20 protein-coding genes are annotated in these 23915 nt (G+C 64.6%); 14 read left to right on the forward strand and 6 right to left on the reverse strand.

All coding sequences use genetic code 11. From position 1 onward, the window contains the following. The first annotated feature begins 54 nt into the window (after positions 1 to 54). From GGR38_RS10200 to dnaN, 5 genes are all read left to right on the forward strand, one after another. On the forward strand, positions 55 to 1062 hold the full coding sequence (locus GGR38_RS10200; protein WP_246404464.1) for a KpsF/GutQ family sugar-phosphate isomerase: 1008 nt from the start codon (positions 55 to 57) through the stop codon (positions 1060 to 1062). Next, the gene (locus GGR38_RS10205; protein WP_183625153.1) at positions 1059 to 1862 is read left to right on the forward strand and encodes a 3-deoxy-manno-octulosonate cytidylyltransferase; all 804 of its coding nucleotides are present in this window, start codon (positions 1059 to 1061) and stop codon (positions 1860 to 1862) included. Before GGR38_RS10200 ends, GGR38_RS10205 begins: the two co-directional genes overlap by 4 nt. Before the next feature lie 26 nt (positions 1863 to 1888). Then, complete coding sequence (gene kdsA / locus GGR38_RS10210) at positions 1889 to 2764, forward strand: 3-deoxy-8-phosphooctulonate synthase (protein ID WP_183625155.1); 876 nt, start codon at positions 1889 to 1891, stop codon at positions 2762 to 2764. Positions 2765 to 2814: 50 nt separating this feature from the next. Continuing rightward, positions 2815 to 4176, forward strand: a complete 1362-nt coding sequence (locus GGR38_RS10215) for a capsular polysaccharide export protein, LipB/KpsS family (RefSeq protein WP_343059064.1) — start codon at positions 2815 to 2817, stop codon at positions 4174 to 4176. A 233-nt stretch (positions 4177 to 4409) separates the two neighbouring features. Beyond that, positions 4410 to 5528, forward strand: a complete 1119-nt coding sequence (gene dnaN, locus GGR38_RS10220) for a DNA polymerase III subunit beta (RefSeq protein ID WP_183625159.1) — start codon at positions 4410 to 4412, stop codon at positions 5526 to 5528. Positions 5529 to 5867: 339 nt separating this feature from the next. Here the strand turns inward: dnaN and GGR38_RS24415 are convergent, their stop codons facing one another. Continuing rightward, a complete protein-coding gene (locus GGR38_RS24415; RefSeq protein WP_183625161.1) occupies positions 5868 to 7043 on the reverse strand; it encodes a GGDEF domain-containing protein in 1176 nt (391 codons plus the stop codon). 99 nt (positions 7044 to 7142) lie between these two features. Further along, positions 7143 to 8444 carry an FAD-dependent oxidoreductase gene (locus GGR38_RS10230; protein WP_183625163.1) on the reverse strand — a complete coding sequence of 434 codons (1302 nt, stop codon included), beginning with the start codon at positions 8442 to 8444 and terminating at the stop codon, positions 7143 to 7145. A 212-nt stretch (positions 8445 to 8656) separates the two neighbouring features. On the opposite strand from GGR38_RS10230, the gene GGR38_RS10235 reads away from it, so the two are divergent. After that, complete coding sequence (locus GGR38_RS10235) at positions 8657 to 11380, forward strand: EAL domain-containing protein (RefSeq protein WP_343059065.1); 2724 nt, start codon at positions 8657 to 8659, stop codon at positions 11378 to 11380. Between the two features lie 147 nt (positions 11381 to 11527). Further along, positions 11528 to 13345 (forward strand): translation elongation factor 4, encoded by a 1818-nt coding sequence (gene lepA, locus GGR38_RS10240; RefSeq protein ID WP_168602342.1) that lies wholly within the window; start codon positions 11528 to 11530, stop codon positions 13343 to 13345. A 116-nt stretch (positions 13346 to 13461) separates the two neighbouring features. Here the strand turns inward: lepA and GGR38_RS10245 are convergent, their stop codons facing one another. Further along, positions 13462 to 13782, reverse strand: coding sequence for a DUF779 domain-containing protein (locus tag GGR38_RS10245; protein ID WP_183625164.1), 321 nt, complete (start codon positions 13780 to 13782; stop codon positions 13462 to 13464). Positions 13783 to 13889: 107 nt separating this feature from the next. Between GGR38_RS10245 and GGR38_RS10250 the strand changes: the two genes are divergently transcribed. The 4 genes from GGR38_RS10250 to GGR38_RS24420 all read left to right on the forward strand — a co-directional run bounded on the left by GGR38_RS10250 (position 13890) and on the right by GGR38_RS24420 (position 18899). Further along, positions 13890 to 15095, forward strand: a complete 1206-nt coding sequence (locus GGR38_RS10250; RefSeq protein WP_183625166.1) for a sensor histidine kinase — start codon at positions 13890 to 13892, stop codon at positions 15093 to 15095. Then, a complete protein-coding gene (locus GGR38_RS10255) occupies positions 15095 to 15772 on the forward strand; it encodes a response regulator transcription factor (protein WP_183625168.1) in 678 nt (225 codons plus the stop codon). Before GGR38_RS10250 ends, GGR38_RS10255 begins: the two co-directional genes overlap by 1 nt. A 122-nt stretch (positions 15773 to 15894) precedes the next feature. Next, a complete protein-coding gene (locus GGR38_RS10260; protein ID WP_246404465.1) occupies positions 15895 to 18279 on the forward strand; it encodes a TonB-dependent receptor in 2385 nt (794 codons plus the stop codon). Between the two features lie 110 nt (positions 18280 to 18389). Then, positions 18390 to 18899 carry a hypothetical protein gene (locus tag GGR38_RS24420; RefSeq protein ID WP_183625172.1) on the forward strand — a complete coding sequence of 170 codons (510 nt, stop codon included), beginning with the start codon at positions 18390 to 18392 and terminating at the stop codon, positions 18897 to 18899. 78 nt (positions 18900 to 18977) lie between these two features. Here the strand turns inward: GGR38_RS24420 and GGR38_RS10270 are convergent, their stop codons facing one another. The 3 genes from GGR38_RS10270 to GGR38_RS10280 are packed head-to-tail and all read right to left on the reverse strand — an operon-like array spanning position 18978 to position 20994. Continuing rightward, positions 18978 to 19586, reverse strand: coding sequence for a YceI family protein (locus tag GGR38_RS10270; RefSeq protein ID WP_183625174.1), 609 nt, complete (start codon positions 19584 to 19586; stop codon positions 18978 to 18980). Positions 19587 to 19598: 12 nt separating this feature from the next. Further along, positions 19599 to 20183, reverse strand: a complete 585-nt coding sequence (locus GGR38_RS10275) for an FMN-dependent NADH-azoreductase (protein WP_183625176.1) — start codon at positions 20181 to 20183, stop codon at positions 19599 to 19601. 34 nt (positions 20184 to 20217) lie between these two features. Beyond that, positions 20218 to 20994 (reverse strand): DODA-type extradiol aromatic ring-opening family dioxygenase, encoded by a 777-nt coding sequence (locus GGR38_RS10280; RefSeq protein ID WP_183625178.1) that lies wholly within the window; start codon positions 20992 to 20994, stop codon positions 20218 to 20220. A 113-nt stretch (positions 20995 to 21107) separates the two neighbouring features. On the opposite strand from GGR38_RS10280, the gene GGR38_RS10285 reads away from it, so the two are divergent. From GGR38_RS10285 to GGR38_RS10295, 3 genes are all read left to right on the forward strand, one after another. Next, positions 21108 to 21989: a LysR family transcriptional regulator gene (locus GGR38_RS10285; RefSeq protein ID WP_183625180.1), complete on the forward strand. Its 882-nt coding sequence runs from the start codon at positions 21108 to 21110 to the stop codon at positions 21987 to 21989. Between the two features lie 122 nt (positions 21990 to 22111). Then, positions 22112 to 22858 (forward strand): FadR/GntR family transcriptional regulator, encoded by a 747-nt coding sequence (locus GGR38_RS10290; protein WP_183625182.1) that lies wholly within the window; start codon positions 22112 to 22114, stop codon positions 22856 to 22858. Between the two features lie 181 nt (positions 22859 to 23039). Then, positions 23040 to 23891 carry a p-hydroxycinnamoyl CoA hydratase/lyase gene (locus tag GGR38_RS10295; protein WP_183625184.1) on the forward strand — a complete coding sequence of 284 codons (852 nt, stop codon included), beginning with the start codon at positions 23040 to 23042 and terminating at the stop codon, positions 23889 to 23891. The last annotated feature ends 24 nt before the right edge of the window (positions 23892 to 23915 follow it).

The raw sequence follows: 23915 nt of genomic DNA on the forward strand, positions 1-23915 counted from the left end.
TTCGCCCCCGGCCTCACCATGGGCCGGATGCCGCCCAAAGGGTTGCCGGATCGCATGAATTACCCCGCTCTCACTGCCGCTATGCCCAGCCCGGCGCAGATCGCCACGATCCGGGGCCGGGGCCGCGCCATCATCGCGCATGAGGCTGAGGCGCTGCGCCATTTGGGCGATGGGCTGGATGACAGTTTCGCGCGGGCCTGCTGGATGATTGCGGGCGCGCGGCGGCGGCTGGTGGTGTCGGGCATGGGCAAATCGGGGCATATCGGGCGCAAGATCGCCGCCTCCTTTTCCGCCACGGGCACGGCGGCGCTGTTTCTGCATCCGGCGGAGGCGTCGCATGGCGATCTGGGCATGATGATGGCGGGCGATGTGCTGCTGGTGCTGTCCAATTCGGGCAATACGGCGGAATTGGCGCCGGTGCTGCGCCATGCGCGGGCGTTGGGGGTGGCGATCATCGGCATGGTGGCGCGCTCGCGCTCGATGGTGGGCGATATGGCCGATGTGCTGCTGCTGCTGCCCGACAGGCCAGAGGCTTGCGAGGACAGTTTTGCGCCCACTACATCGACGGTGATGCAATTGGCGCTGGGCGATGCGCTGGCGCTCTCGGTGATGGAGGCGCGGGGGGTGAGCAGGGGACAGATCCGCGCGCTGCATCCGGGCGGCGCGATTGGTCAGAGGCTGACGCCGGTGGGCGAGGTGATGCATCGGGCGGGTTTGCCGTTGGTGCCGCCCGATGCGCCGATGCGCGATGTGGTGCCGGTGATTTCCGATGGCCGCTATGGGCTGGCCGGGGTGGTGGACCGGGCAGGGCGATTGCTGGGGGTGATTTCGGACGGCGATTTGCGGCGGCATTTCAGCGCTCTGGCCAGAAGGACGGCGGGCGAGGTGATGACGCGCGATCCGCGCTCGCTGTGCCCCGATATGGTGGCGGTCGACGCGCTGAAATGGATGAACGAGGCCAAGATCACCGCCGCCTTTGTCGTGGCTCAGGAGAGCGGGGAAGCACCTTTGGGCATTGTGCATATGCATGATCTGCTGCCGATGGGGTTGGAGCCGGCATGACGCGATTTGCTATCGTGATCCCGGCGCGCTTCGCCTCGACGCGCTATCCGGGCAAGCCGCTGGCGATGCTGCGCGGGGGGCAGGGGCGGGCAAGGTCGCTGATCGAGCGGAGCTGGCGCGCGGCGATGGGGGTTAGCGCCCCCGGATTGGTGGGCGTCTGGGTGGCCACTGACGATGCGCGGATTGCCGAGGCCGCGCGCGGGTTTGGGGCAAAGGTGGTGATGACCTCGCCCTCTTGTCGCAATGGCACAGAGCGATGCGCCGAGGCGCTGGCCCATTTGCCGCCGGTCGATGTGGTCGTCAATCTTCAGGGGGATGCGCCTTTGACGCCTGCCGGGCTGATCCCCGATCTCGTGCGGGCTTTGGCCGCGCGGCCCGATGTGGCGATGGCGACAGCCGCCTTTCGCGCCAGTGCGGGGGCCTATGCTCATCTGGCCGGGGATGCGGCGGCCGGGCGCGTGGGGGGCACCACGGCGGTCTGTGCGCAGGATGGGCGGGCGCTCTATTTTTCCAAGCGCTTGCTGCCCTTTGTGCCCGATGGCGATGGGGCGCCGCATCGCGCGGTGCGGCTGCATCTGGGGCTTTATGCCTATCGGCCCAAGGCTTTGCGCTGGTATGCGGCCCAGCCGGTTTCGTCGTTGGAGGCATTGGAGGGGCTGGAGCAATTGCGCTTTCTGGAAGGCGACGCGCCGGTGATCGTGCAGAGCCATGATGCGCCCGAATGGGATTGTATTGAGCTGAACAACCCGGAGGATGTCCCGGCAATTGAGGCCATTTTGGCGCAGCGTTCGATGGACTGATGGACCGCATCGGTTACAAAGATCGCATGTCGCAAGAAAGCCAGACCTTCGCCGCCGATACCCTCAAACGCGGGGCGGGCAAGCTACGCCTGAATGAGAGCATCGTCTTTGCCAATGACCGGCCCTTTGTGCTGATCGGGGGCATGAATGTGATCGAGGACCGCGATCAACTGATGCGCGTGGCCGACCATTTCGTCACCGTCACCGGGCGTCTGCGCATCCCCTATGTGTTCAAGGCCAGTTTTGACAAGGCCAACCGATCTTCGCTGCGTTCGTTTCGCGGGCCGGGGCTGGAGGCGGGGCTGCGGATGCTGGAGGAGGTGCGGCAGGTGTTCGGCGTGCCGGTGCTGACCGATGTGCATGAGCCTTATCAGGCGGAGCAGGTGGCGCAGGTGGCCGATATTCTGCAATTGCCCGCCTTTTTGGCGCGACAGAGCGATCTGGTTGAAGCGATTGCGGCCACAGGGGCGGTGGTCAACGTGAAAAAGCCGCAATTCGTCGCGCCCCATGAAATGCGCCACATCATCGCCAAATGCGAGGAGGCTGGCAATGCGCGCGTGCTGCTGTGCGAGCGGGGGTCGTGCTTTGGTTACAACAATCTGGTGGTCGATATGTTGGGGATGGACCTGATGAAGGATTACGCCCCGGTGGTCTTTGACGTGACCCATGCGTTGCAGCGCCCCGGCGGCCGCGCCGACAGCGCCGATGGGCGGGGTTCTCAGGCGGGCGCTCTGGCGCGGGCGGGCATGGCGGTGGGCATCGCGGGCCTGTTTCTGGAGGCGCATCCCGATCCGGCGCAGGCCAAGTGCGATGGGCCTTGCGCGCTGCCGCTGCATGATCTGGAGCCGTTTTTGCGCGATATTCAAGCGATTGACGATGCGGTGAAATTGCCGCCCGCGTGATGCCTTTCCTGCGCATTCCTCCGTTTCCGCGTCATCGCGCTGGCGATCTTGTGAGGCCGGGACGCGCGGTTGATGAGGATCCGCAAGAGGTCGCCCGCGCCTTGGTGGAGGAGCGCGTGGGGGGGGCGTTCTGGGCGCCGGGGCGTGATCCATGGAACGGGCAGGGCGATCCGGCCGAGCAGGCGTTGGTGGAGCAATTGCGCGAGGGGCGCGCGCAGCAGATTATGGCGCAGGGCACGCCGCACGATCCGTTTACCGGCGCGCCGATGGGCTTTGTCGCGGCGGCGCGGATGCTGGGCGGATGGCGGCGGATGATTGAGGACAATCGCCGGACCGTCGCGATTTTCGGCATTGCCGGGTGGAAGCGTGAGACGCTGGATGCCTTGCTCTGGGATGGGGCGGGGGCGCCCTATCGGCAGACCAGCGCGGGCCTGCGTGCCGGGGATCGCGTGCTGGCTTGGGTTGCGCGGTGCGGGGGCGGGTTGGGCCGCGATCTGGCGGCGCGCGGGGTGATGCCGGGGGAGGTCGAGGACGGCTTTATCCGGTCGAGCGGGCTTGGCGCGAATTGCGTGCCGCCGCTCTCGGTAATCGTCGATCCGGTGGGCTCCTATGTCGATCCGGCGCGGGCAAACGGGCTGGAGGCAATGCTGGCGCGGGGCGGATTTGCGCCTGATGTGCTGGCCCGCGCGGCGGATCTGCGCGCCCGCCTGATTGCCGAAGGGATCAGCAAATATGGGGCGGGCATGGTGGGCGCCGCGCTGCCGCCCAAAACGCGCCGCCGGGTGTTGGTGACGGGGCAGGTGGAGGATGATCGCGCGGTGCTGCTGGGCGGGGCGGGGTGCGACAATCGGGCCTTGCTGGCGCGGGCGCGGCAGGCCGAGTCGGGGGCTGAGATCATCTATAAGCCCCATCCCGATGTTGAGGCGGGGCATCGCAAGGGCGCGATTCCCGATGCCGAAATCCTGCGCCATGCCGACCGGATCGAGCGTGAGGCTCCGATTGCGGGTATGCTGGATCAGGTCGATGCGCTCCATGTCATTTCCTCGCTGGCCGGGTTTGAGGCACTGTTGCGCGGGGTGGAGGTCATCACCCATGGCCAGCCGTTCTATGCCGGATGGGGGCTGACGCGTGATCTGGGGCCGCCCATGCCGCGCCGGGGGCGGGTGTGCAGCATTGAGGAAATGGTGGCCGCCGCGCTGATCCTCTATCCGCGCTATCTCGATCCGGTCACGCGGCTGCCTTGCCCGGTTGAGGTGGTGGTCGAGCGTATGGCGCAAGGGCAGGCGCGGATCGGCGGGCCGCTGGTCCGGGCGCGGGTGGCGCAGGGGCGGTTGCGGCGGCTGGTGTCCATGGCTTTGTCCATGGGGCCGGCCAGGCTGTATGATGCGGCAGAAGCAGGCGCAAAGCCGTGAAACAGGAGGGCAAAACGGGCCAATCGCGCGAAACCCCCGGATTTATCCCCAGAATCGCTTCCCTGACGTTATGAAACTCTTGCTGCGCGCCGATGGTGCGTTAGGAAGGTGATCCGAATTGGCGGATGTTTGGTCGTATCCGCGCTATCCCGCCGGTTCGGGCCGGTTTTACGCTTGGGGTCCGCTGTCGATTGCCGCTGGGGGCCTCCACACAGTTTGGGAACAGAAACGCCATGAAAGCCACGATCGAACGCGCGACCTTGCTGCGTTGTTTGAGCCATGTGCAATCGGTGGTGGAACGGCGCAATACCATCCCCATCCTTTCCAACGTTCTGATCGAGGCCAGCGGCAGCGGTTCGGTCCGTTTGATGGCCACCGACCTTGATCTTCAGGTTGTCGAACATCTGCCCGCCGTCAGCGTCGAGGCGCCCGGCGCGATCACGGTTTCGGCCCATCTGCTGTTCGACATCGCGCGCAAGCTGCCCGATGGCTCGCAGGTTTCGCTGCAAACCGCCGAGAACCGCCTTGTCATCAAGGCCGGGCGCAGCCGGTTCCAACTGCCGACTCTGCCGCGCGACGATTTCCCCGTGATTATCGAGGGCGATCTGCCCACCAGCTTTGAGGTGCCCGCCGCCACGCTGGCGCAGCTGATCGACCGCACTCGCTTTGCCATCAGCACCGAGGAAACGCGGTACTATCTCAACGGCATCTTCCTCCATGTCTCCGAGGAAGAGCTGAAGGCGGCCGCCACCGACGGCCACCGTCTGGCGCGCTTCACGCTGGCCAAGCCGGAAGGCGCGGATGGCATGCCCGACGTGATCGTGCCGCGCAAATGCGTGGGCGAATTGCGCAAGCTGCTTGACGAACATGGCGACAGCAACGTCAGCATCGACCTGTCGGCCAGCAAGATCCGCTTCTCGCTGGGTGGCGAAGAGGGCGTGGTGCTGACCAGCAAGCTGATCGACGGCACCTTCCCCGATTACAACCGCGTGATCCCGACCGGCAATGACAAGCTGCTGCGTCTGGACCCCAAGAGCTTCTATGAAGCGGTGGACCGCGTGGCCACCATCGCCACGGAAAAGACCCGCGCGGTGAAAATGGCGCTGGAAACCGACCGTGTGACGCTGTCCGTAACCTCGCCCGACAATGGCACGGCGGCCGAAGAACTGCCCGCCGATTACGGTTCGACCGGCTTTGAGATCGGTTTTAACGCGACCTATCTGAAAGACATCCTGAACCAGATCGATGGCGACAATGTCGAACTCCATCTGGCCGATGCCGGTGCGCCGACCCTGATCCGTCAGAGCGACAAGAGCCCTGCGCTCTACGTGCTGATGCCGATGCGGGTGTGATGGGTTCAGGTAATTGAACAGAAGGGGCGGGGAGGCTTTGGGCTTTCCCGCCTCTTTTTGTTTTGGGGTTTTGATGCCTCCGGCGGGCAAAGGGCGGGGCCCCTTTGCAATCCCGATACTGGGTTGCGCTCTATCGGCAAGTAAGGCTGATGCGCGAGGCAGGTTGTAAAGCCTGCGGCGCGGACGCGTTGTTCTATTGAGCGCCGCAGGCTTTCAATATCAAACGGCGCGTCCGGTACTCAAGGCCGAATTTATCACGCGACCATGGCAGTAATGGGATTGCAAAGGGCCCCCGCCCTTTGCCCGCCGGAGGCATAAAGCCCCACCCCCAAAAAAAACCTAAAACCGCCAAACCCGCTGCGCCACCATACGCGGGGCAACGCTCTTGCGGGCGGCCTTGTCGGCATAGAGGCGGCAGTCGGCGGATTGGATGAGGGCGGCGGCATCGGCGCCTTCGAGGGGGGCGATGGCGGTGCCGAAGCTGGCGCCGATGGGCACGATGATGCCGTTCCACACGATGGGCAGTGAGAGGCCCGCGCGCACCGCCGCGATTTCGCCCAGCGCGAGTTGCTGGCCGCGCGAGATGTCGTAGAGCATGGCGAATTCGTCGCCGCCCAGCCGGGCCACACAGAGCGCGCGCGCGCCGAGGCGCTGCATCCGGTGGGCCACTTCGGCCAGAATGGCGTCGCCCGCCAGATGGCCGTGGGTGTCATTGGCCTGTTTCAGCCCGTCCAGATCGGCCAGCACCAGCATCATCGGCCGGTCGCGGTGCAGCCTGTCCTCCAGCATGCGCATAAAGGCCAGCCGGTTGTCCAGCCCGGTCAGCGGATCGGTCAGCGAGGCGCGGATCGCCTGATGCTGGAGGGTCAGCATGGCCAGCGTTTCGTTGAATTTAGCCAGCACGACATGGATTTGCATCGCCGTCATCAGCACCAGCATCAGCGCCAGCGCGCGCATACCCAGCGAATCATAGAGCGCCAGTTTCAGCGCAATCGGGGCAACCGCGCCCACCATCCCGGCTATGGCCGCGCGCGGCACGCCCAACAGGCATGAGGCGCTGGTCAGCGCGGCAATGGCGATGAAAACCGGCGCGACCATGCAATATTGGTGCGAGGCATGGGTAAAGGCATTGGCGGCCCATATTCCGGCGATCAGCCCGACCGGCGCGCTCATCATGCTGGCGCGGCGCAGGTGGCGATAGATCTGGGCGCGCGGGATGGGGCCGGGGTTACGATTGCGGCGGCGGTTGCGGATTAGGACATAGAGGCAGATGGCAGCAATCAGGCCAGCGGGGCCCCATTGCTGCCACAGCGGCAAATTGCCGCGCAGCGCCAGCGCCGTGGCCAGCGAATGAATGCCCAGCAACAGGCACAGCCATGGCAGGTGGGCACTGACGCGCTGATATTGCAGCCGCACCATCGCGCCGGCCACACGGGGCGGCACGGCGGCGGTGAAAGGGGAAAACAGGCGACGACGCAGGACGCGCCATCGCCCGCGCGCAGAGCGGCCTGACAAATTCCGTTTTGGATCGACCGGCAATTTGTCACTCCCCTCATCTCTGCTGACTTCAGAGTTAAGTGGAAATGACTAATTCAGAGTTAAGCTAACAAGCTTTTAATGCTTACCAGCAGCAGCAAGCATTTGATCGAAGGCCACGAATTTCTCACGCGGGGCGCCATCGCGGGCGCGGGCTACTTCGGCTTCATCAATCTTTCGCCAATCGCGGAAAGTAACGAAATCGACCCCGCGCGCGGTGGCCAGAGCCTCAAATCCGGCGCGGCCCTGCTTGTTGCCGGGGGCGGGGAAGTCCTCTGCGATGCGGTCGATGATGGCGAAGCCATCGGGCCGGTTGGTGCCGATCGTGCCCGATGGCCCGCGCCGTGCCCAGCCCACGCAGTAAAGGCCGGGCAGGATACGCCCTTCCTCATTGGCGAATCGCCCGGCGGCGGTGTCATAGGGCACGCCCTCGATGGGGTTGGTGCGATAGCCGATGGCCGAGATCACCAGATCGGCGGGGACCTGATAGGTCTCGCCCGTGCCCACCGCGCGGCCATCGACCAGAGCGGTGCGTTCGACCTCTATCGCCCGCACCGTACCATCTCCAACCAGCGCGCGCGGGGCGGCGAAGAAGTCGAAGTCGATGGTAAACGGCTTGTCCGAGGGCGCATCGACGGCAAAGGCGCGCAGATGCTGGATCGATTTGCGCATGCCCGGATCGAGCGCGGCATCCTCGGCCTCGGGCGGCAGATCGGCTGGATCAACGCGCGGGCGGGCGCGTTCCAGACTGCCCAACTCGCCCAGTTCCTTGGGAGTCATCGCGATCTGATGCGGGCCGCGTCGGCCAAGAATCGTCACTGAGGCGATGCCCGAACCCTTCAAGGCATCGAGCGCATGGGCGACAATATCGGCCCCTTCAAACTCCTGCGGCACCTTGGCCAGAATCCGCGCAATATCGAGCGCGACATTGCCGTTGCCGATCACCACCGCATGCGCTCCGGCAAAATCGGGGGCCAGATCGGCAAAATGGGGATGACCATTATACCAGCCGACAAAGGCCGCGCTGCCGAACACATTGCCCAAATCGCTGCCGGGAATATCCAGAGTGCGATCCGATGGCGCGCCCGTGGCCAGCACCACCGCGTCATACAATTCCTGCAATTCGGCAATCGAGATATCGCGCCCCACGGCCACCTTGCCGACAAAGCGCACATTGGGGGCCTGCGCCACCGCATCATAGCGTTTGGAAACGCCCTTGATCGATTGGTGATCGGGGGCCACCCCGCTGCGAATCAGGCCAAAGGGCACCGGCTGAAGATCGAAGATATCGACATGCACCTCCTCGCCCCAGCGCTTGAGCGCGGCTTCGGCGGTGTAATATCCGGCGGGGCCGGAACCGATGATGGCAAGATGCAGCATGAGTCTGACGCTCTCCCTATCTGGTGCTTCCTCTCGCGCGGGCCCGGTTGGTTTCGGGCGTTCTCGCGTTGATTCTTATCACATACCTGTTTGCCCCCGGTTGCAAGCCCGGATGCGCGCGCGGCTCCGCAGATGTCCTTAACGCGATTTAAAAGCATTTCGGGCAGTCCAGGTTGCATGACTTCACCAATTCCCACAGGGGCAAATCAGGCGTGACCAAGTCCAATCGGGCGCAAGCCCTGCTGCGAAAAGCCGAAACGCCAGCGCCCGCCCCCGCGATGGAGCGCCGCCGTGCCAGCCCGCCGCCGGAGCCTGAGTCGAGCCCGGTCGATATCACGCATCTGCGCCGTAAAAGCGATCCGGTGCGCCGCGAGAGCGAGCCCTATCTGGGCTATTTCCTGATTTCCGAAGGCTGGCCGATGACCGCGATTGCGATGGGCATCGCGGCCATGATGCTGTGGCTCAATCAGTTTCGGATGCCGGGGCCGGTGGTGCTGGGCCTGCTGGGCGCGGCGGTGGCGATGGTGGCGGCCGCGCGCCTGTTCGTTTCGTTTGAACGCACCAGTCGCCGGCCGCTGGGGCTGCGCGTGGTCGCGATGGTGGCCGGGGTGGTCGTGCCTATGCTGCTTTACGGCGGCGGCATGGCGCTGTGGATCAAATCGGGGATGATGGACGAGCCGGTCCTGCTGGTCGGCGCTTTGCTGGTGGTGGGGCTGGTGATGGCGGTCACGTTGTCGGGGCGGCTGTTCACGATGGTGGCGGCCAAGCTGGCGCTGTGGACCCCTATCGCGCTGGCTTTGGGCTCGGTCTACACCCTGGTGACGCTGGTGTTGGGCGGGGCGATCGGGCTGGTGGCGGCGCTGCGCCAATTGGCCATCGACCGCGCCGGACAGGCCGAACAGCGCGAAATGCGCCATGCCCAGATGCGCGCCGAGGAATTGCTGAACGAATTTGAAAAGACCGGGCAGGGCTGGTTCTGGGAAACCGACCGCAAGGGGGCGCTGACCTATGTGTCGCCCAATATCATCGCCTTGCTGGGCCGCGAGGAGGGTGATCTGATCGGCCGCCCGCTGACCGACCTGTTCGTGATGCAGGAGCAGGAGCAGGTGGGCGAGCGCACCTTGCTGTTCCATCTCAACGCGCGTTCGGGCTTTACCGATCTGGCGCTGCGCGCGGCCAAGGATGGGGATGAGCAATGGTGGGCGGTCAATGGTCGCCCGGTCTATGACGCTTTCAACAATTTCCTGGGTTTCCGGGGCGCGGGCAGCGATCTGACCGAAAAGCGGCGCAGCGAGCAGCATGCCACGCGCCTTGCCCATTTTGATTCGTTGACCGGATTGGCCAACCGGTTCCAGATGAGCCAGACGCTGGAAAAGATCCTGTCGGCGCCCAAGGTGGACCATCGTGATTGTGCGGTGTTCCTGCTCGATCTCGACCGGTTCAAGCAGGTCAACGATACGATGGGCCATCCGGCGGGCGATGCGCTGCTCAAACAGGTGTCGCAGCGTTTGCAGCGCACCGTGGGCGAGATGGGCCGTGTGGGCCGTTTGGGCGGGGATGAATTCAAGGTCATCCTGCCGGGGCGCATCGCGCGCGATAAACTGGCCACGCTGGCCACCAGCATTATCGAGAATCTGTCGCAGCCCTATTCCATCGACGGCGCGCGCGTGGTGATCGGGGCCAGCATCGGCATCGCCATGGCCCCCGACGATGGCGTGACCAGCGAAGCGATCATCCGCAATGCCGACCTTGCGCTTTATGCCGCCAAGGATCGCGGGCGCGGGGTCTATCACTTCTATGACGAGGAACTGCATTCCGACGCCGAGGAGCGCCGCCAGCTTGAGCATGACCTGCGCGACGCCCTCGCGCATGGCGGGCTGGAGCTGTATTATCAGCCCTCGGTGGCGTTGAGCCAGCAAAAGATCACCGGTTTTGAGGCGCTGCTGCGTTGGAACCATCCGACGATGGGGCGCCTCTCGCCCGCCAAATTTGTTGAGGTGGCCGAGGATACCGGCCTCATCACCCAGATCGGCGAATGGGCATTGCGCACGGCCTGCCATGATCTGGCGCGCTGGCCCGACCATGTGCGGGTGGCGGTCAATGTCTCGCCTTTGCAATTTGCAAATCCGGCGCTGCCCACGATCATCACGAATGCGCTGGCCTCGGCGGGGGTCGATCCCGCGCGGCTGGAACTGGAAATCACCGAAAGCGTGTTTTTGAACGACAGCGCCAACACGGACGCGATGTTCACCGCGCTCAAGCGGATCGGCGTGCGTCTGGCGCTCGATGATTTCGGCACCGGCTATTCCTCGCTGGGCTATCTGAAAAAGGCGCCTTTCGACAAGATCAAGATCGACCAGAGCTTTGTGCGCGGCGCCACTATGCCGGGTAGCCGCAATGGCGCGATCATAGCCTCGATCGTCAGCCTTGCCGATGCGCTGGGTATGGAAACGACGGCGGAAGGCGTCGAGACGCTCGACGAACTCGATCTGGTGCGCGAGCTGGGTTGCAGCCATGTGCAGGGCTATATCTTCTCCAAACCCCTGCCGCGCGACGAGGCCGACATGCGGTTGAGCGAGGGCGGCATTATCGAGGCGAGGGGGCCGCGCTCGGCCCGCGCGCCGCGCCGCACGATGCTGCGCAAGGTGATGATGGAGGCGCAGGGCCGCCGCTATCCCGCCACGATCCGCAACATTTCGGAAAATGGCGCGATGTTCGAAGGGCTGATGGATGTGCCGATGGGCATGGAAATGCTGATCGAACTGTCCGATGAACTGAGCGTGGGGGCGACGGTTCGCTGGAGCCGTTATGGCCGCACGGGCGTGGTCTTTGCCGAACCCGTGGCCTTTGACGGCAGCGGCGCGATCACCCGCGCCAGCCTGTTCGGCCCGCAGGACCGCGATGGCGAGGCGCCGACCTATCGACAGGTGGGGTGAAAGGGCCGGTGCCGGGGCAAATCGCGCAGGCGATTTGCCAACCATCATAACGTGACAGGGCGGGCCGGTGCTGCTAACGGCTGCGATTCTATGTGGGGTGGGGATTTACCGCCCTTTTGGCCCGCGCCCTTTTGATAAAGACATTTCATGACCGACCAGTCCAAGATCCGCAATTTCTCCATTATTGCTCATATTGACCATGGCAAAAGCACGCTGGCCGACCGGCTGATCCAGTTCACCGGCGGGCTGACCGAGCGCGAGATGAGTGCGCAGGTGCTGGACAATATGGACATTGAGAAAGAGCGCGGGATCACCATCAAGGCCCAGACCGTCCGCCTGAATTACAAGGCGCATGACGGCGAGGTCTATGAGCTGAATCTGATGGACACGCCGGGGCATGTGGACTTTGCCTATGAGGTCAGCCGGTCGCTGGCGGCCTGCGAGGGCGCGCTGCTGGTGGTCGATGCGGCGCAGGGCGTGGAAGCTCAGACGCTGGCCAACGTCTATCAGTCGATCGAGCATGACCACGAGATCGTGCCCGTCATCAACAAGATCGACCTGCCCGCCGCCGAGCCGGAAAAGGTCAAGGCCGAGATCGAGGAAGTGATCGGGCTGGACGCCAGCGAGGCGGTTCTGGCATCGGCAAAATCGGGCATCGGCATCGAGGAAATCCTTGAGGCGGTGGTCAAGAAGATCCCCGCGCCCAAGGGCGACCGCTCCAAGCCGCTCAAGGCCATGCTGGTCGATAGCTGGTATGACCCCTATCTGGGCGTGGTCATTCTGGTGCGCGTGATTGACGGCGTCATCAACAAGGGCCTGAACGTCAAGTTCATGCAGGGCGGCACCGAGCATCTGATTGACCGCGTGGGCTGTTTTACGCCCAAGCGCGAAGAACTGGCCGAACTGGGGCCGGGCGAGATCGGCTTTGTCACCGCCCAGATCAAGGAAGTCGAACTGGCCAAGGTCGGTGACACGATCACCACGGTCAAGGGTGGCGCGACCGAGGCTCTGCCGGGCTATAAGGAAGTGCAGCCGGTGGTGTTCTGCGGCCTGTTCCCGGTGGATGCGGCGGACTTTGAAAAGCTGCGCGAGAGCATCGCCAAGCTGCGTTTGAACGATGCTTCCTTCAGCTTTGAGATGGAAACCTCCGCCGCGCTAGGCTTTGGCTATCGCTGTGGTTTCTTGGGCCTGTTGCACCTTGAAATCATTCAGGAACGCCTGAGCCGCGAATATGACCTCGACCTGATCACCACGTCGCCCTCGGTGGTCTATCGTATCCAGTTGCGCGCCAGCCGCACCGATGATGCGGGCGAGATCATGCTGCACAACCCCGCCGATTATCCCGATCCGAGCCGGATCGAACAGATCGACGAACCGTGGATCAAGGCGACCATCTACACGCCCGACGAATATCTGGGCAGCATCCTGAAGCTGTGTCAGGACCGTCGCGGTATTCAGACGGGCCTGACCTATGTCGGCGGGCGCGCTCAGGTGAATTACGAGCTGCCGCTCAACGAAGTGGTGTTCGATTTCTATGATCGGTTGAAGTCGATTTCGCGCGGTTATGCGTCCTTCGACTATGAACAGATCGGCCTGCGTGAGGGCGATCTGGTCAAGATGGGCATCCTCGTCAACAATGAGCCGGTCGATGCGCTCTCGATGATCGTCCACCGCAGCGTGGCTGAGGAGCGCGGGCGCCATATGTGCGAGCGTCTGAAAGACCTGATCCCGCGCCACCTGTTCAAGATCCCGATTCAGGCGGCCATCGGCGGCAAGGTCATTGCCCGCGAAACCATCGCCGCCATGCGCAAGGACGTGACCGCCAAGTGCTATGGCGGCGACATCAGCCGCAAGAAGAAGCTGCTGGACAAGCAGAAGAAGGGCAAGGCCCGGATGCGCGAGTATGGCAACGTCCAGATCCCGCAGGAGGCGTTTATCGCGGCCTTGCGGATGGGTGAAGAATAAGGGTTTAGGGGGGCCTCCGGCGGGCAAAGGGCGGGGGCCCTTTGCAATCCCGTTACTGGGGTTGCGTATGGGTTCGCAGGGTGGCGCTCGGGGGCTTTTGAAGCCGCTGCGCGGGATTAGCCTCTCAGCACAAACCGCGTCCCGTCGCCGATATCGAGCGAAAAGCCTACCGCCCGGCCCGGCTCCACGTCCAGCTCCAGCGACACCGGGCATTGCTCCGCCTCGTCGCTCATCCGGTAGAGCGGCACCCCGTCGCACACCCCCTGCAACTGATCGCGCTGGCCAAGGATGATGTCTCCCTCGGCAAGGCAAAGCGGCGTGCCTGCATCGCAGCAGCCCCCCGTCACATGCAGCACCAGCCGCCCATGGCGCGCGCGCAACTGGTCCAGTGCGGCATGGGCGGCGGGGGTGATCGGGATCTGGCGCATGCTGGTCATCGCGCCTTTATGCCACGCCCGCCCCATCTCTGGCGAATGGGACTTTGGCACAATGGGGGGCACAAGGGGGCTTGCGGGCGCCCGCGCGCCATGAGAACCCCTCAGCCATGCCCGAACCCATTCCCATGCCCATCGCGCGCGGTTTTGCCGGATGGCTGGTGATGGCGGCGGCGCTGGCGGCTTTGATGGCGGGCTTTGTGTTCAGCCTGCACAGCGCGGCGCGGCAATTTGAAATCGCCCTGCTGGCCGAACGCCAGGCCGGACTGATCGCGGGCCTTTCGGGCCAGCCTCTGTCCCAATTCCCACCGCGTCTGGCCGAATATCGCGCCCTGGTGGCGCAGGAAAGCGCGCTGGGTTCGCCCGCGCATAGCGACGAACTGGCCCGCATCAACCGCCTGCCCACGATGGTCGACACCGCCCGGCGCGAGGCCTTGTTGGCCACGATGATGGCGGGCGAGCGCGCCGAGGTCGCCGCCGCCCGCGCGGCGCTCGATCACAGCCGCAACCGGATGCTGCTGCTGGGCGGGATGCTCACGCTTTTGGCGCTGGTCTCGGCTGGGACGGGGCTTTGGCGTCTGGTCTGGGCCAATCGCGCGCTGGAGCGCGAAGTGGCCGCCCGCAGCGCGCAATTGCAGGCGGTCGACCGCTCGCGCCGCCTGTTCTTTGCCAAAGCCAGCCATGAATTGCGCACTCCGGTTGCCGCCATGCGTTCGCTGGCCGAGGTGACGCTGAGCGCCGGGGGCGATCAGGCGGCCGCGCTGCATGATGTGGTGGCACAGGCGCAATTCCTCTCGCACCGCATCGACGAAATGCTCAGCCTTGCCAGTGCGCAGGAGGGTAGGCCGGTGCTTGCCCCGGCCCCTTACGACCTGCGCGAGATCGTGGCCGGGGCGCTTTCGGCGGCGGGGCCTTTCGCGCGGCTGGTCGAGGTCGAACTGGTCTATGATCCGCCCGCCGATTCGGTGCATGTGCGCGCCGATGGGCGCTGGCTGGGTCAGGCCTTGCTGGCGATCATCGACAATGGGCTGAAAATCTCCGACCCTGGCGCGGCGCTGGAGATCACGCTGATCCGCGATCATGCCTACGCCATCCTGTCCATCGCCGACCACGGTCCCGGCATGGGCGAGGCCGACCTGCCGCTGATCTTCGAGGCCTATTATCAAAGCGAGGAAGGGCGCCATCGCGGCGGCACCGGGCTGGGCCTTGCCCTTGCGCGATGGGTGGCCGATCAGCACGGCGGGACGATCCGTGCGGAAAACCGGGCCACGGGCGGGGCGCGCATCGTGCTGATGCTGCCTTTGGAGGAGGCGTGATGATCCTGATCGTTGAGGATGATGTGACCATCGGCCGTACACTGGCGCAGGGGCTTGCCGCCGTTGGTTTGAATGCGCGCTGGCTGCGGCGGGGGGCGGAGGTCGGCCCGCTGGTGACGCAGGGCGGGGTGGAGGCGGTGGTACTGGATCTTGGCCTGCCCGATGGCGATGGGTTGGAGGTGTGCCGGGCCTTGCGGGACAATGGTCATCGCCTGCCGGTGCTGATGCTGACCGCGCGGGGCGGGCTGGATGATCGGCTCGATGGCTTTGCGGCCGGGGCGGATGACTATCTGGCCAAGCCCTTTGCCTTTGCCGAATTGCTGGCCCGCGTGCGGGTGATGGTGCGCCATGCGGCCCAGCGCCGCCCCGATCCGCTGGTGCTGGGCGCGCTGGAGGTGGACCCGCTGGCGGGTGAGGCGCGATGGGCGGGGCAAAGGCTGGATCTTGAGCCCAAGGGCATTCTCGTGCTGGCGCAATTGCTGCGCGCGCGCGGCGGGGTGGTGACGCGCCGGGCGCTGATGGATGCGGTCTGGGGCGATGCGGCGGTGACGGATAATGCGCTCGACGTGGTGCTGTCCTCCTTGCGCAAAAGGTTGGCGCAGGCCGCCCCCGAAGTGCAGGTTCGCACGGTGCGGGGCACGGGTATGATGCTCGATCTTATACCTTTGCCAGTATGAGGCCTTTCTAAGGTTTCGACCGCGCAACCTCTGATAGCCAGAACCCATCAGGCGGTCCGATCGACGGGCGCGTACAGGGGAAGAGGCATATGCAGGGGCGTTTTGCGTTGATGGTTGCGGCTATGGCTATGCCCGTCGCGGCGCAGGCCGAGGACGCTATCGTGGTCAGCGCCAGCACGCCTTTGTCGGGGGCGGCGGCGGTGTTTGACGCGCGGGCCTTGCGCGCGATGCAGGCCGTCACGGTCAGCGATGCTCTGGCGCGGCAGGCGCCGGGCGTGGTCATCAACGAGGTGCAGGGCAATCCGCTGCAAAGCGACCTGTCGTTTCGCGGCTATACCGCCTCGCCGTTGCTGGGCACGCCGCAGGGGATTGCGGTCTATGTCGATGGCGTGCGCGCCAACCAGCCCTTTGGCGAGGTGGTGAGCTGGGATCTGTTGCCGCAGGCGGCGGTGGATCAGGTGGCGTTGATCGAGGGCGCCGCGCCGCAATTCGGGCGCAACGCGCTGGGCGGGGCACTGAGCATTCGCACAAAGGATGGGCGCAGCGCGCCGCGCGTTGCGGCCTCGGTGGCGGGCGGCTCCTATGGTCGGCTGCGCGGCAGCTTCGAGGCTGGCGGCAAGGCCGACAACGGCTTCCACTGGTATGGCGCGCTCGAGGGCTTTCGCGAGGATGGCTGGCGCTATGCCTCGGCCAGCAAGGCGTGGAAAGGCTTTGCCAAGGCGGGCTGGGAAGGGGTGGGCAGCGGGGTCAGCCTGAGTTTCAACCGGGCGCAATCCGATCTCAACGGCAATGGCTTGCAGGATTATCGCCTGCTCGCCCGCGACTGGCACAGCACCTACACGACGCCTGACAACACTCGCAATATCGCCAGCCAGCTCACGCTGTCAGGCCATCGTCGCCTGTCGGAAAACCTCACCCTCTCGGCCAATGCCTTCTGGCGCAGCATCGTCACGCGCAGCACCAATGGCGACATGAACGAGGGTGCGCTGGGCGAGAGCCTGTACCAGCCCAACGCCGCCGAACGCGCTGCTTTGAGCGCGGCGGGCTATACCGGTTTTCCCACCAGCGGCGAGACGCAGGCCAATACGGCGTTTCCCAAATGGCGCTGCATCGCCAATGTCCTGCTCAATGATGAGCCTAATGAGAAATGCAACGGCTTGCTGACCCGCTCCTCTACCCGGCAGCAGGAATGGGGCGGGGCGCTCGAACTGGGCTGGACCGGCATGGGTCAGCATCTGACCGTGGGGGCCAGCTATGCGCAGGCGCGGGCGCGGTTTATCCAGAACAGCCAGTTTGGCTATTTGCTACCCGATCATTCGGTGGTGGCGGTGTCCGGGCCGGGGGCCTTTGCCGATGGCACGCAGAACAGCGAGAATGCCTTTGACGCCCGCGTCGATCTGCATAGCCGGATGTCCAGCCTTGGCCTTTATGCGGCCGATGTGTTTGCGCTGGGATCGCGCGTCACGGTGACGCTGGCGGGGCGGTATGACCGCACGCAGTTGCATAATCGCGACCAGATCACGCCGGGCGGCGGCACGGGTTCGCTCGATGCCGATCCGGTGTTCGCGCGGTTCAATCCCTCGGCCATGGTCGATTGGCGGGTGGCCCATGGCCTGACCATCACCGTGCAGGCGGGCGAGAGTTCGCGCGCGCCCTCGGCGGTGGAGCTGGGCTGTTCGGACCCGGCCAGCCCCTGCCGTCTGCCCAATGCGATGGCGGGCGATCCGCCGCTGCGGCAAGTGGTGGCGCGCAGTTTCTCGCTGGGCGCGCGCATCGAGCGCAAGGCATGGAACCTGCGCCTGACCGCATTTCGCAGCGATAATCGCGATGATATTCAATTCATTGCGGGCGGGGCCTCGGGCTTTGGCTATTTCGCCAATGTCGGCACCACGCGGCGTCAGGGTATCGAGGCCAGCGGCGCGGTGCATTGGGGCCGCTGGCAGGTGGGGGGCAGCTATACGCTGCTCGACGCCACCTACCGCACGCCGCTGACGCTGAATGGCGGAGGGAACAGCAGCAATGACGCCCCGGCGCCCGGTTTCGATGGCGAGATCGCGGTGAGCCCCGGCGACCGCCTGCCGCTCCTGCCGCGCCATTTGTTCAAGGCACAGGCCGGTTTTGAGGCGGCCAAATGGCTGACCCTGCGCGCCGAAATGGTGGCGGCCAGCGGCGTTTATGCGCGGGGTAATGAGAACAATCTGCACCAGCCGGACGGCACCTATTATCTGGGTGCGGGGCGGACCGATGCCTATGCCGTGGTCAATGCCTCGGTGGAAATCAGGCCGCGCAAGGGCGTGATTTTCACCGCCGGGATCAGCAATCTGATGAATGCCCATTACGCCACGGCGGCGCAATTGGGGGCCAGCGGTTTTGACACCAATGGTGCCTTTATCGCCCGCTCGTTCAGCGGGCCCGTGATCGATGGCGAGCGGCCTTTGCTGCACAGCACATTCCTTGCCCCGGCCGCGCCGCGTCGGTTTGAGGTGGGGCTGCGGGTGCAACTGTAATTAACCGTTTGGGTTAGAATCCTGTCCTACAGGGTCCAGGCGCTGATAACTCTGCCGGGCCGGACGATTCGCAAAATGCGAGAATGTCCGGTCTCAGGGAGTTGTTTCTCATGGGTCTTAACACGCTTTTTCTGAGCATGAGCGGGGCCTTGCGCTGGCTGGGCGCCTCGGCCCTGCGGATCTGGGCGGCGGTGGCGCTGGTCGCGCTGGGCGTGGCGGGGTGGCAATATCATCGCGCCGCGCATTGGGCCGCCGCCGCCCGCGCCACCCGATCCGCATGGGATGCCGAGCGCAAGGCCGCCGCCGCCGCCAAGATCGCCGCCGAAACTCGCTACAGGAGCCTTGCCGATGATGCCGATGCCCAACATGCCGCCGCGCTGGCGCAGGGGGATGCTCGCCTTGCTGCCTATATTGCCGCTCACCGCCTGCGCTCATCCGCGCCCGATCCAGCCCGCAGCCCCGACGATCGCGGTGCCGCAATTCCTGAAGGCTCCGCCGCCGGTCCCGTCCTGGCGAACCCCGTCTTGGCGACAATCACCGAAGCCGACCTGAAGATCTGCGATGCCAATTATGTTTATGCGCAGGCCGCCCATGACTGGGCCAATGGCCTGAACCCCTGATGCGAAAACCCCCGCCCGGCGCGATGCCGGACGGGGTTTTCTTGCAACCCTTGGGGGGGGCAAGGGTTGGGGGGGCTTTTACTTGGCCTTTTCAAAGGCCGCGCTGATGCGCAGGGTCACTTCATCACCGATCAGCGGGATATAGGTCTTCACACCGAAATCGCTGCGCTTGAGCGAGGTGGTGGCATTGAACCCCACCGTATAGCCCTTGCTCAGCGGGTTCACGCCGCTGGCCAGAAACGCGGCCTTCAGCACCACCGGGCGGGTCACGCCATGGAACGTCAGATTGCCCGCGATATTGGCGGTGCGCGGGCCGGTGGGCGTCACGCCGGTCGAGGTGAAGCGGATTTCGGGATATTTGCCCGCATCCAGCCATGCTTCGCTCTTCAACTCGCCGTCCAGCGTGGCATTGGTGGTAGACACGCTGCTCACCGGGATGGTGATGTCCACCTTGGCCGCCGCGGGCGCCTTGGGGTCAAGGACGAGAGAACCGGTCACGCCGGTCAGATCGCCGTACCAATCCGAAAAGCCCATATGGCTGACCGTGAATTGCACGCGGGTGTGGGTGGTTTCGACCGTGTAATTGCCCGCCTGCACGGCGGCAGGGGCGGGGTTGGCCACCGGCGACTGCGCATAAGCGGCAACCGGGGCAACGATCAGGGCGGCGGCGATCAGAGAGCGAAACATGGCGATGGTTCCTTACAAAGCGCTGATTTCGGCAACCGCGCCCGAGATGGCTTCGGCAGCGGCCTCGGGGCCAAAGGCCAGACCTTCGGCGGTGACGACGGTGACATCATCAATGCCGACAAAGCTGAGCAGGCTCTTGGTGTGGGGCACGGCGAAGGGGAAGCCGGTGGCGTCGTCATACTTGCCCGCGCGGGCCTGGGCCAGAATGGCCTTTTTGCCCTTGACCAGACCTTCGGGACCTTCGGCAGTGTACTGGAACGTGGTGCCCGCGCGGCCGACATAATCGAACCAGGCCTTGAGCGTCGAGGGCATGCCGAAGTTATAGACCGGCACGCCGATCACGATGATGTCGGCGGCAAAGACTTCGCCGATGATTTCGTCCTGAAGCGCGCGGGCGGCGGCGAACTGTTCGCCTTCGGGGGCCTGACGGCCGATCCCGGCCAGCGAGGCGGAGTCGACATGCGGCACCGGATTGGCGTCAAGGTCGCGCTCAACCACAGTCGCTTCGGGGTGGGCGGCCAGATAGGCGTTGATCAGCTTGTTGCTGACCGAAGCTTCGCCAGTGGCGGCCGAACGGATCACAAGAACATTAGCCATGGGATTTACTCCAGTACGGGGGAAAGAGAGGGGTTCAGTCGAAACGGTAGGCATCCATGCGCAGGATGCCCAGATCGGTGGATTGGTGAATGCGGGTCGGCTTTGCCCCTTCGCCCGCCGCGCCCAGCGCGACAAACAGGGGAAGCAGATGCTCGTCGGTGGGATGGTTTTCCACCGCATAGGGGGCAAGGCGGCGATAGGAGACCAGATCGCAGGTCCGCCCGTTCATCAGCGCCTCGTGCATCCAGTCGGCAAAGGCGGTCACCCATTCCGGGCTGGGCCCATCGCCCAGATGGCGGCTGATTGCGCGCAGATTGTGGGTAAAGCTGCCCGAGGCCAGCACGAGGACATTTTCCTTGCGCAATTCGCTCAGCGCCCGGCCCAGTTGCACATGATGACCCGGCCCAAGGCGGCTCTGGATCGAGAGCTGCACCACCGGAATGGTATGTTCGGGCCACATCAGCAGCAGCGGCGTCCATGCGCCATGGTCCAGCCCGCGCCGCGTGTCGATCCCGGCGCGCAGGCCTGCGTCACCCAGCAGATCCACCACGCGCGCGGCCAGATCGGGCGATCCGGGGGCAGGGTAGTTCAGTGCATAGAGCGCGGGCGGGAAGCCGTAGAAATCGTGGATCGTCTCGTTGACATCAACCGCATTGACGGTGGGAACATCGCTTTCCCAATGGGCCGAGATCACCACGATGGCGTCGGGCCGTTCGAGCGTTGCCCCAAGCCCGGCAATGAAATGACGCGCCGGATGGTCCTGCAGCGCCAGCATCGGCGAACCGTGTGAGAGATAGAGGGTGGGCTGCATGGTATTTCTCCGTGCCGAGGCTTGCTCGGCGTTGAGTGCTAAATAGGCTAATGACTTTTGCATTCCAATTGGCCAATATCGCAGATCATCCATGCAAAAACGGATAGGTATCTATGGATTGGGATGACGTTCGCAGCTTTCTGGCCATTGCCCGCACGCGCAGCCTGTCGGGCGCCGCGCGCGAACTGGGCGTGCGCCAGTCGACCATGAGCCGCCGGTTGGAAGCGATGGAGGCGCGCAACGGCGCCCGCCTGTTGCAGCGCACCACCAATGGCTATGAATTGACCGCGCTGGGCGAGGCGGTGCTGGGCAATGCCGAGCGGATGGAGGCCGAAGCCATCGCGGTCGAACGCATGGTGCAGGGGCGCGACGTGGCGCTGTCGGGCGTGGTGCGGTTGACCACGGTGGAGGTTCTGTCGAACCTGTTGCTGCCCGATGCGGTCAAGGCGCTTCAGGCACGCTATCCGGCGATCACGCTGGACGTGCTGACCGACAGCCGCTCGCTCAGCCTGTCCAAGCGCGAGGCGGACATTGCCATCCGGATGACGCGGTTCGACAGCCATGACGTCATCACCCGTCGCATGACGACAGCCTCGGGCGCGCTCTATGCCAGCCCCGATTATCTGGCCGAGCATGGGCAGGATCTGGCCAGCCAGAACCATGCGATCATCACCGTGCTGGAGGATCAGGCCCATCAGCCCGAGGCGCGCTGGCTGGCCGAAATGCTGCCCCACGCGCGCGTGGCCATGCGCAACAACAGCCGCGACGGGCAATTGGCCGCCGCGCGGGCGGGGATCGGGGTGGTCTATCTGCCCTGCTATCTGGCCGATCGCGAGCCCGGCGTGGTGCGGCTGGATGCGGGGTTGGGGCCATCGCGCGAAGTGTGGTTGGGGGTGCATGCCGATTTGCGCCACATGCCGCGCATCAGGGCGGTGATCGACGTGCTCAACGATGCCTTTTCGGCGCAGAAGTGTCTGTTTTCGGGCGAAACCTAGAATAGTCCGCAGATCGGAAAGCGGTTACGCAAAACTCCCTTCTTTGTGCGCAGCATTGTACGGCAGGCGTTGCGCCCCGGCCCCTGCGGGCTTACACAAAGGTTCAGGGAGATTTTGTCATAATGTCATCGCCAACCAAGCCATCAACGCCCGCCAGACCGCGCAAGCGCAAGGGGGGCGAGGGGTTGCGCATCCATCAGGCCATTGCGCGCAAGCTGGGCATCGCCATCCTCAATGGCACGTATGAGCCGGGTTCTTCGCTGGGTGGAGAGATCGAGGCGTCCGAGCGTTTGGGCGTATCGCGCACCGCCTATCGCGAGGCGATCCGCATCCTGATCGCCAAGGGGCTGATCGAGAGTCGGCCCAAGGCGGGGACGCATGTGCTGCCCCGGCGGCGGTGGAATCTGCTGGACCCGGATATTCTGGCATGGATGTTTTCGGAAAAGCCGGATCGCGATTTCGTGCGCGACCTGTTTGAACTGCGCGGGATTATCGAGCCGGAAGCGGCGGCGCTGGCTGCGGCGCGGCGTCATGACGGCCATCTGGGCTTGATGCGGCAGGCGCTTGACGGGATGCGCGTCCATGGCCTTGCCTGCGGCGAAGGGCAGGCGGCGGATCAGGATTTCCACTCCACCATGCTGGAGGCGGCGGGCAATGATGCGTTGACCTCGCTGATCGGATCGGTGGGGGCGGCGGTGCGCTGGACTACGCATTTCAAGCAGAGCAATTCGCCCGTGCCGCGCAATTCGCTGCCCGAGCATGAGGCGGTGCATCAGGCCATTGCGGCAGGCGACCCGGATGGCGCGCGGCGCGCGATGCAGGTCCTGCTGGAATATGCCCGGTCGGATGTGGTTGATAGTATAGCCTGAATTTTCCAATCGACGATGGCGGCTGTGCGTGGCCCGCTCTGGCATGATGCCGGGGCGGGCCGTTTTTATGGCCATGTTGAGAGGGCTTGCAGAGCGGCTTGACGCGCTCCGGATAAATGTTATGAATAATAGCATATGCCACCCCGGACGGGGGCAAGCCATTCGAACAGAGGAGCCTGTCATGACCGAGCAGACGATTGATCGCGCAGAAGAAGATACCGTTGCCGTCCACATCGAGAATCGCATCGCCTGGGTGAAGTACAACCGCCCCGAAAAGCGCAATTGCATGAGCCCCAAGCTGAACCGTCAGATGACGCGCGTGCTGGAAGATCTGGAATTCCGCGATGACGTGGGCGTGGTCGTGCTGACGGGCGAAGGCTCGGCTTTCTCGGCGGGCATGGACCTTCAAGAATATTTCCGCGAAAACGAACAGAAGGGCCTGTGGGCTACGCGCAAGTCGCAGCGCGAAGCTTATAACTGGTGGGAGCGTCTGCGTTGGTATGAAAAGCCGACCATCGGCATGATCAACGGCTGGTGCTTTGGCGGCGCCTATGGTCCGCTCTACGCCGTGGACATCGCGATCTCGTCGGACGACGCCAAGTTTGGCCTGTCGGAAATCAACTGGGGCATTCTGCCCGGTGGTGGCGCGTCCAAGGTGGCGCAGGAGCTGATGCCGCTGCGCAAGGCGATGTATCACGCGATGATGGGCGAGAACCTGACCGGCAAGCAGGCCGAAGCGCAGGGTCTGGTGACCGAAAGCGTGCCGCATGACCAGCTCAAGGCCCGCGTGATCGAGATCGCCGAAGCGCTGCTCAAGAAGGACGCCAATGCCCTTCGCGCCACCAAGTGGGCGATGCGCCGCATGGTCGAAATGACCTATGACAATGCCGAAGACTATCTGATCCGCGCACAGGAAGCGCTGAACGGCTTTGGCGGTCTGGAAGGGCGCAAGGAAGCGACCAAGCAGTTCCTTGACGACAAGACCTTCAAGCCGGGTCTGGGCACGTTCGACATCACCAAGATCAACAAGTAATCCTTCACCGGAAGAGGGCAGTAA

The organism is Novosphingobium sediminicola (assembly GCF_014196525.1).
Classification (GTDB): domain Bacteria; phylum Pseudomonadota; class Alphaproteobacteria; order Sphingomonadales; family Sphingomonadaceae; genus Novosphingobium; species Novosphingobium sediminicola.

What these genes read in the sequence shown, in the direction of transcription:
- GGR38_RS10285 (WP_183625180.1), top strand. Translation starts at nt 21,108, where the DNA reads ATGGATTGGGATGACGTTCGCAGCTTTCTGGCCATTGCCCGCACGCGC.
- GGR38_RS10200 (WP_246404464.1), top strand. Translation starts at nt 55, where the DNA reads ATGAATTACCCCGCTCTCACTGCCGCTATGCCCAGCCCGGCGCAGATC.
- GGR38_RS10255 (WP_183625168.1), top strand. Translation starts at nt 15,095, where the DNA reads ATGATCCTGATCGTTGAGGATGATGTGACCATCGGCCGTACACTGGCG.
- GGR38_RS10245 (WP_183625164.1), bottom strand. Translation starts at nt 13,782, where the DNA reads ATGACCAGCATGCGCCAGATCCCGATCACCCCCGCCGCCCATGCCGCA.
- GGR38_RS10250 (WP_183625166.1), top strand. Translation starts at nt 13,890, where the DNA reads ATGCCCGAACCCATTCCCATGCCCATCGCGCGCGGTTTTGCCGGATGG.
- GGR38_RS10275 (WP_183625176.1), bottom strand. Translation starts at nt 20,183, where the DNA reads ATGGCTAATGTTCTTGTGATCCGTTCGGCCGCCACTGGCGAAGCTTCG.
- GGR38_RS10270 (WP_183625174.1), bottom strand. Translation starts at nt 19,586, where the DNA reads ATGTTTCGCTCTCTGATCGCCGCCGCCCTGATCGTTGCCCCGGTTGCC.
- GGR38_RS10290 (WP_183625182.1), top strand. Translation starts at nt 22,112, where the DNA reads ATGTCATCGCCAACCAAGCCATCAACGCCCGCCAGACCGCGCAAGCGC.
- GGR38_RS24420 (WP_183625172.1), top strand. Translation starts at nt 18,390, where the DNA reads ATGGGTCTTAACACGCTTTTTCTGAGCATGAGCGGGGCCTTGCGCTGG.
- GGR38_RS10205 (WP_183625153.1), top strand. Translation starts at nt 1,059, where the DNA reads ATGACGCGATTTGCTATCGTGATCCCGGCGCGCTTCGCCTCGACGCGC.
- GGR38_RS10280 (WP_183625178.1), bottom strand. Translation starts at nt 20,994, where the DNA reads ATGCAGCCCACCCTCTATCTCTCACACGGTTCGCCGATGCTGGCGCTG.
- GGR38_RS10230 (WP_183625163.1), bottom strand. Translation starts at nt 8,444, where the DNA reads ATGCTGCATCTTGCCATCATCGGTTCCGGCCCCGCCGGATATTACACC.
- lepA (WP_168602342.1), top strand. Translation starts at nt 11,528, where the DNA reads ATGACCGACCAGTCCAAGATCCGCAATTTCTCCATTATTGCTCATATT.
- dnaN (WP_183625159.1), top strand. Translation starts at nt 4,410, where the DNA reads ATGAAAGCCACGATCGAACGCGCGACCTTGCTGCGTTGTTTGAGCCAT.
- GGR38_RS10260 (WP_246404465.1), top strand. Translation starts at nt 15,895, where the DNA reads ATGGCTATGCCCGTCGCGGCGCAGGCCGAGGACGCTATCGTGGTCAGC.
- GGR38_RS10295 (WP_183625184.1), top strand. Translation starts at nt 23,040, where the DNA reads ATGACCGAGCAGACGATTGATCGCGCAGAAGAAGATACCGTTGCCGTC.
- kdsA (WP_183625155.1), top strand. Translation starts at nt 1,889, where the DNA reads ATGTCGCAAGAAAGCCAGACCTTCGCCGCCGATACCCTCAAACGCGGG.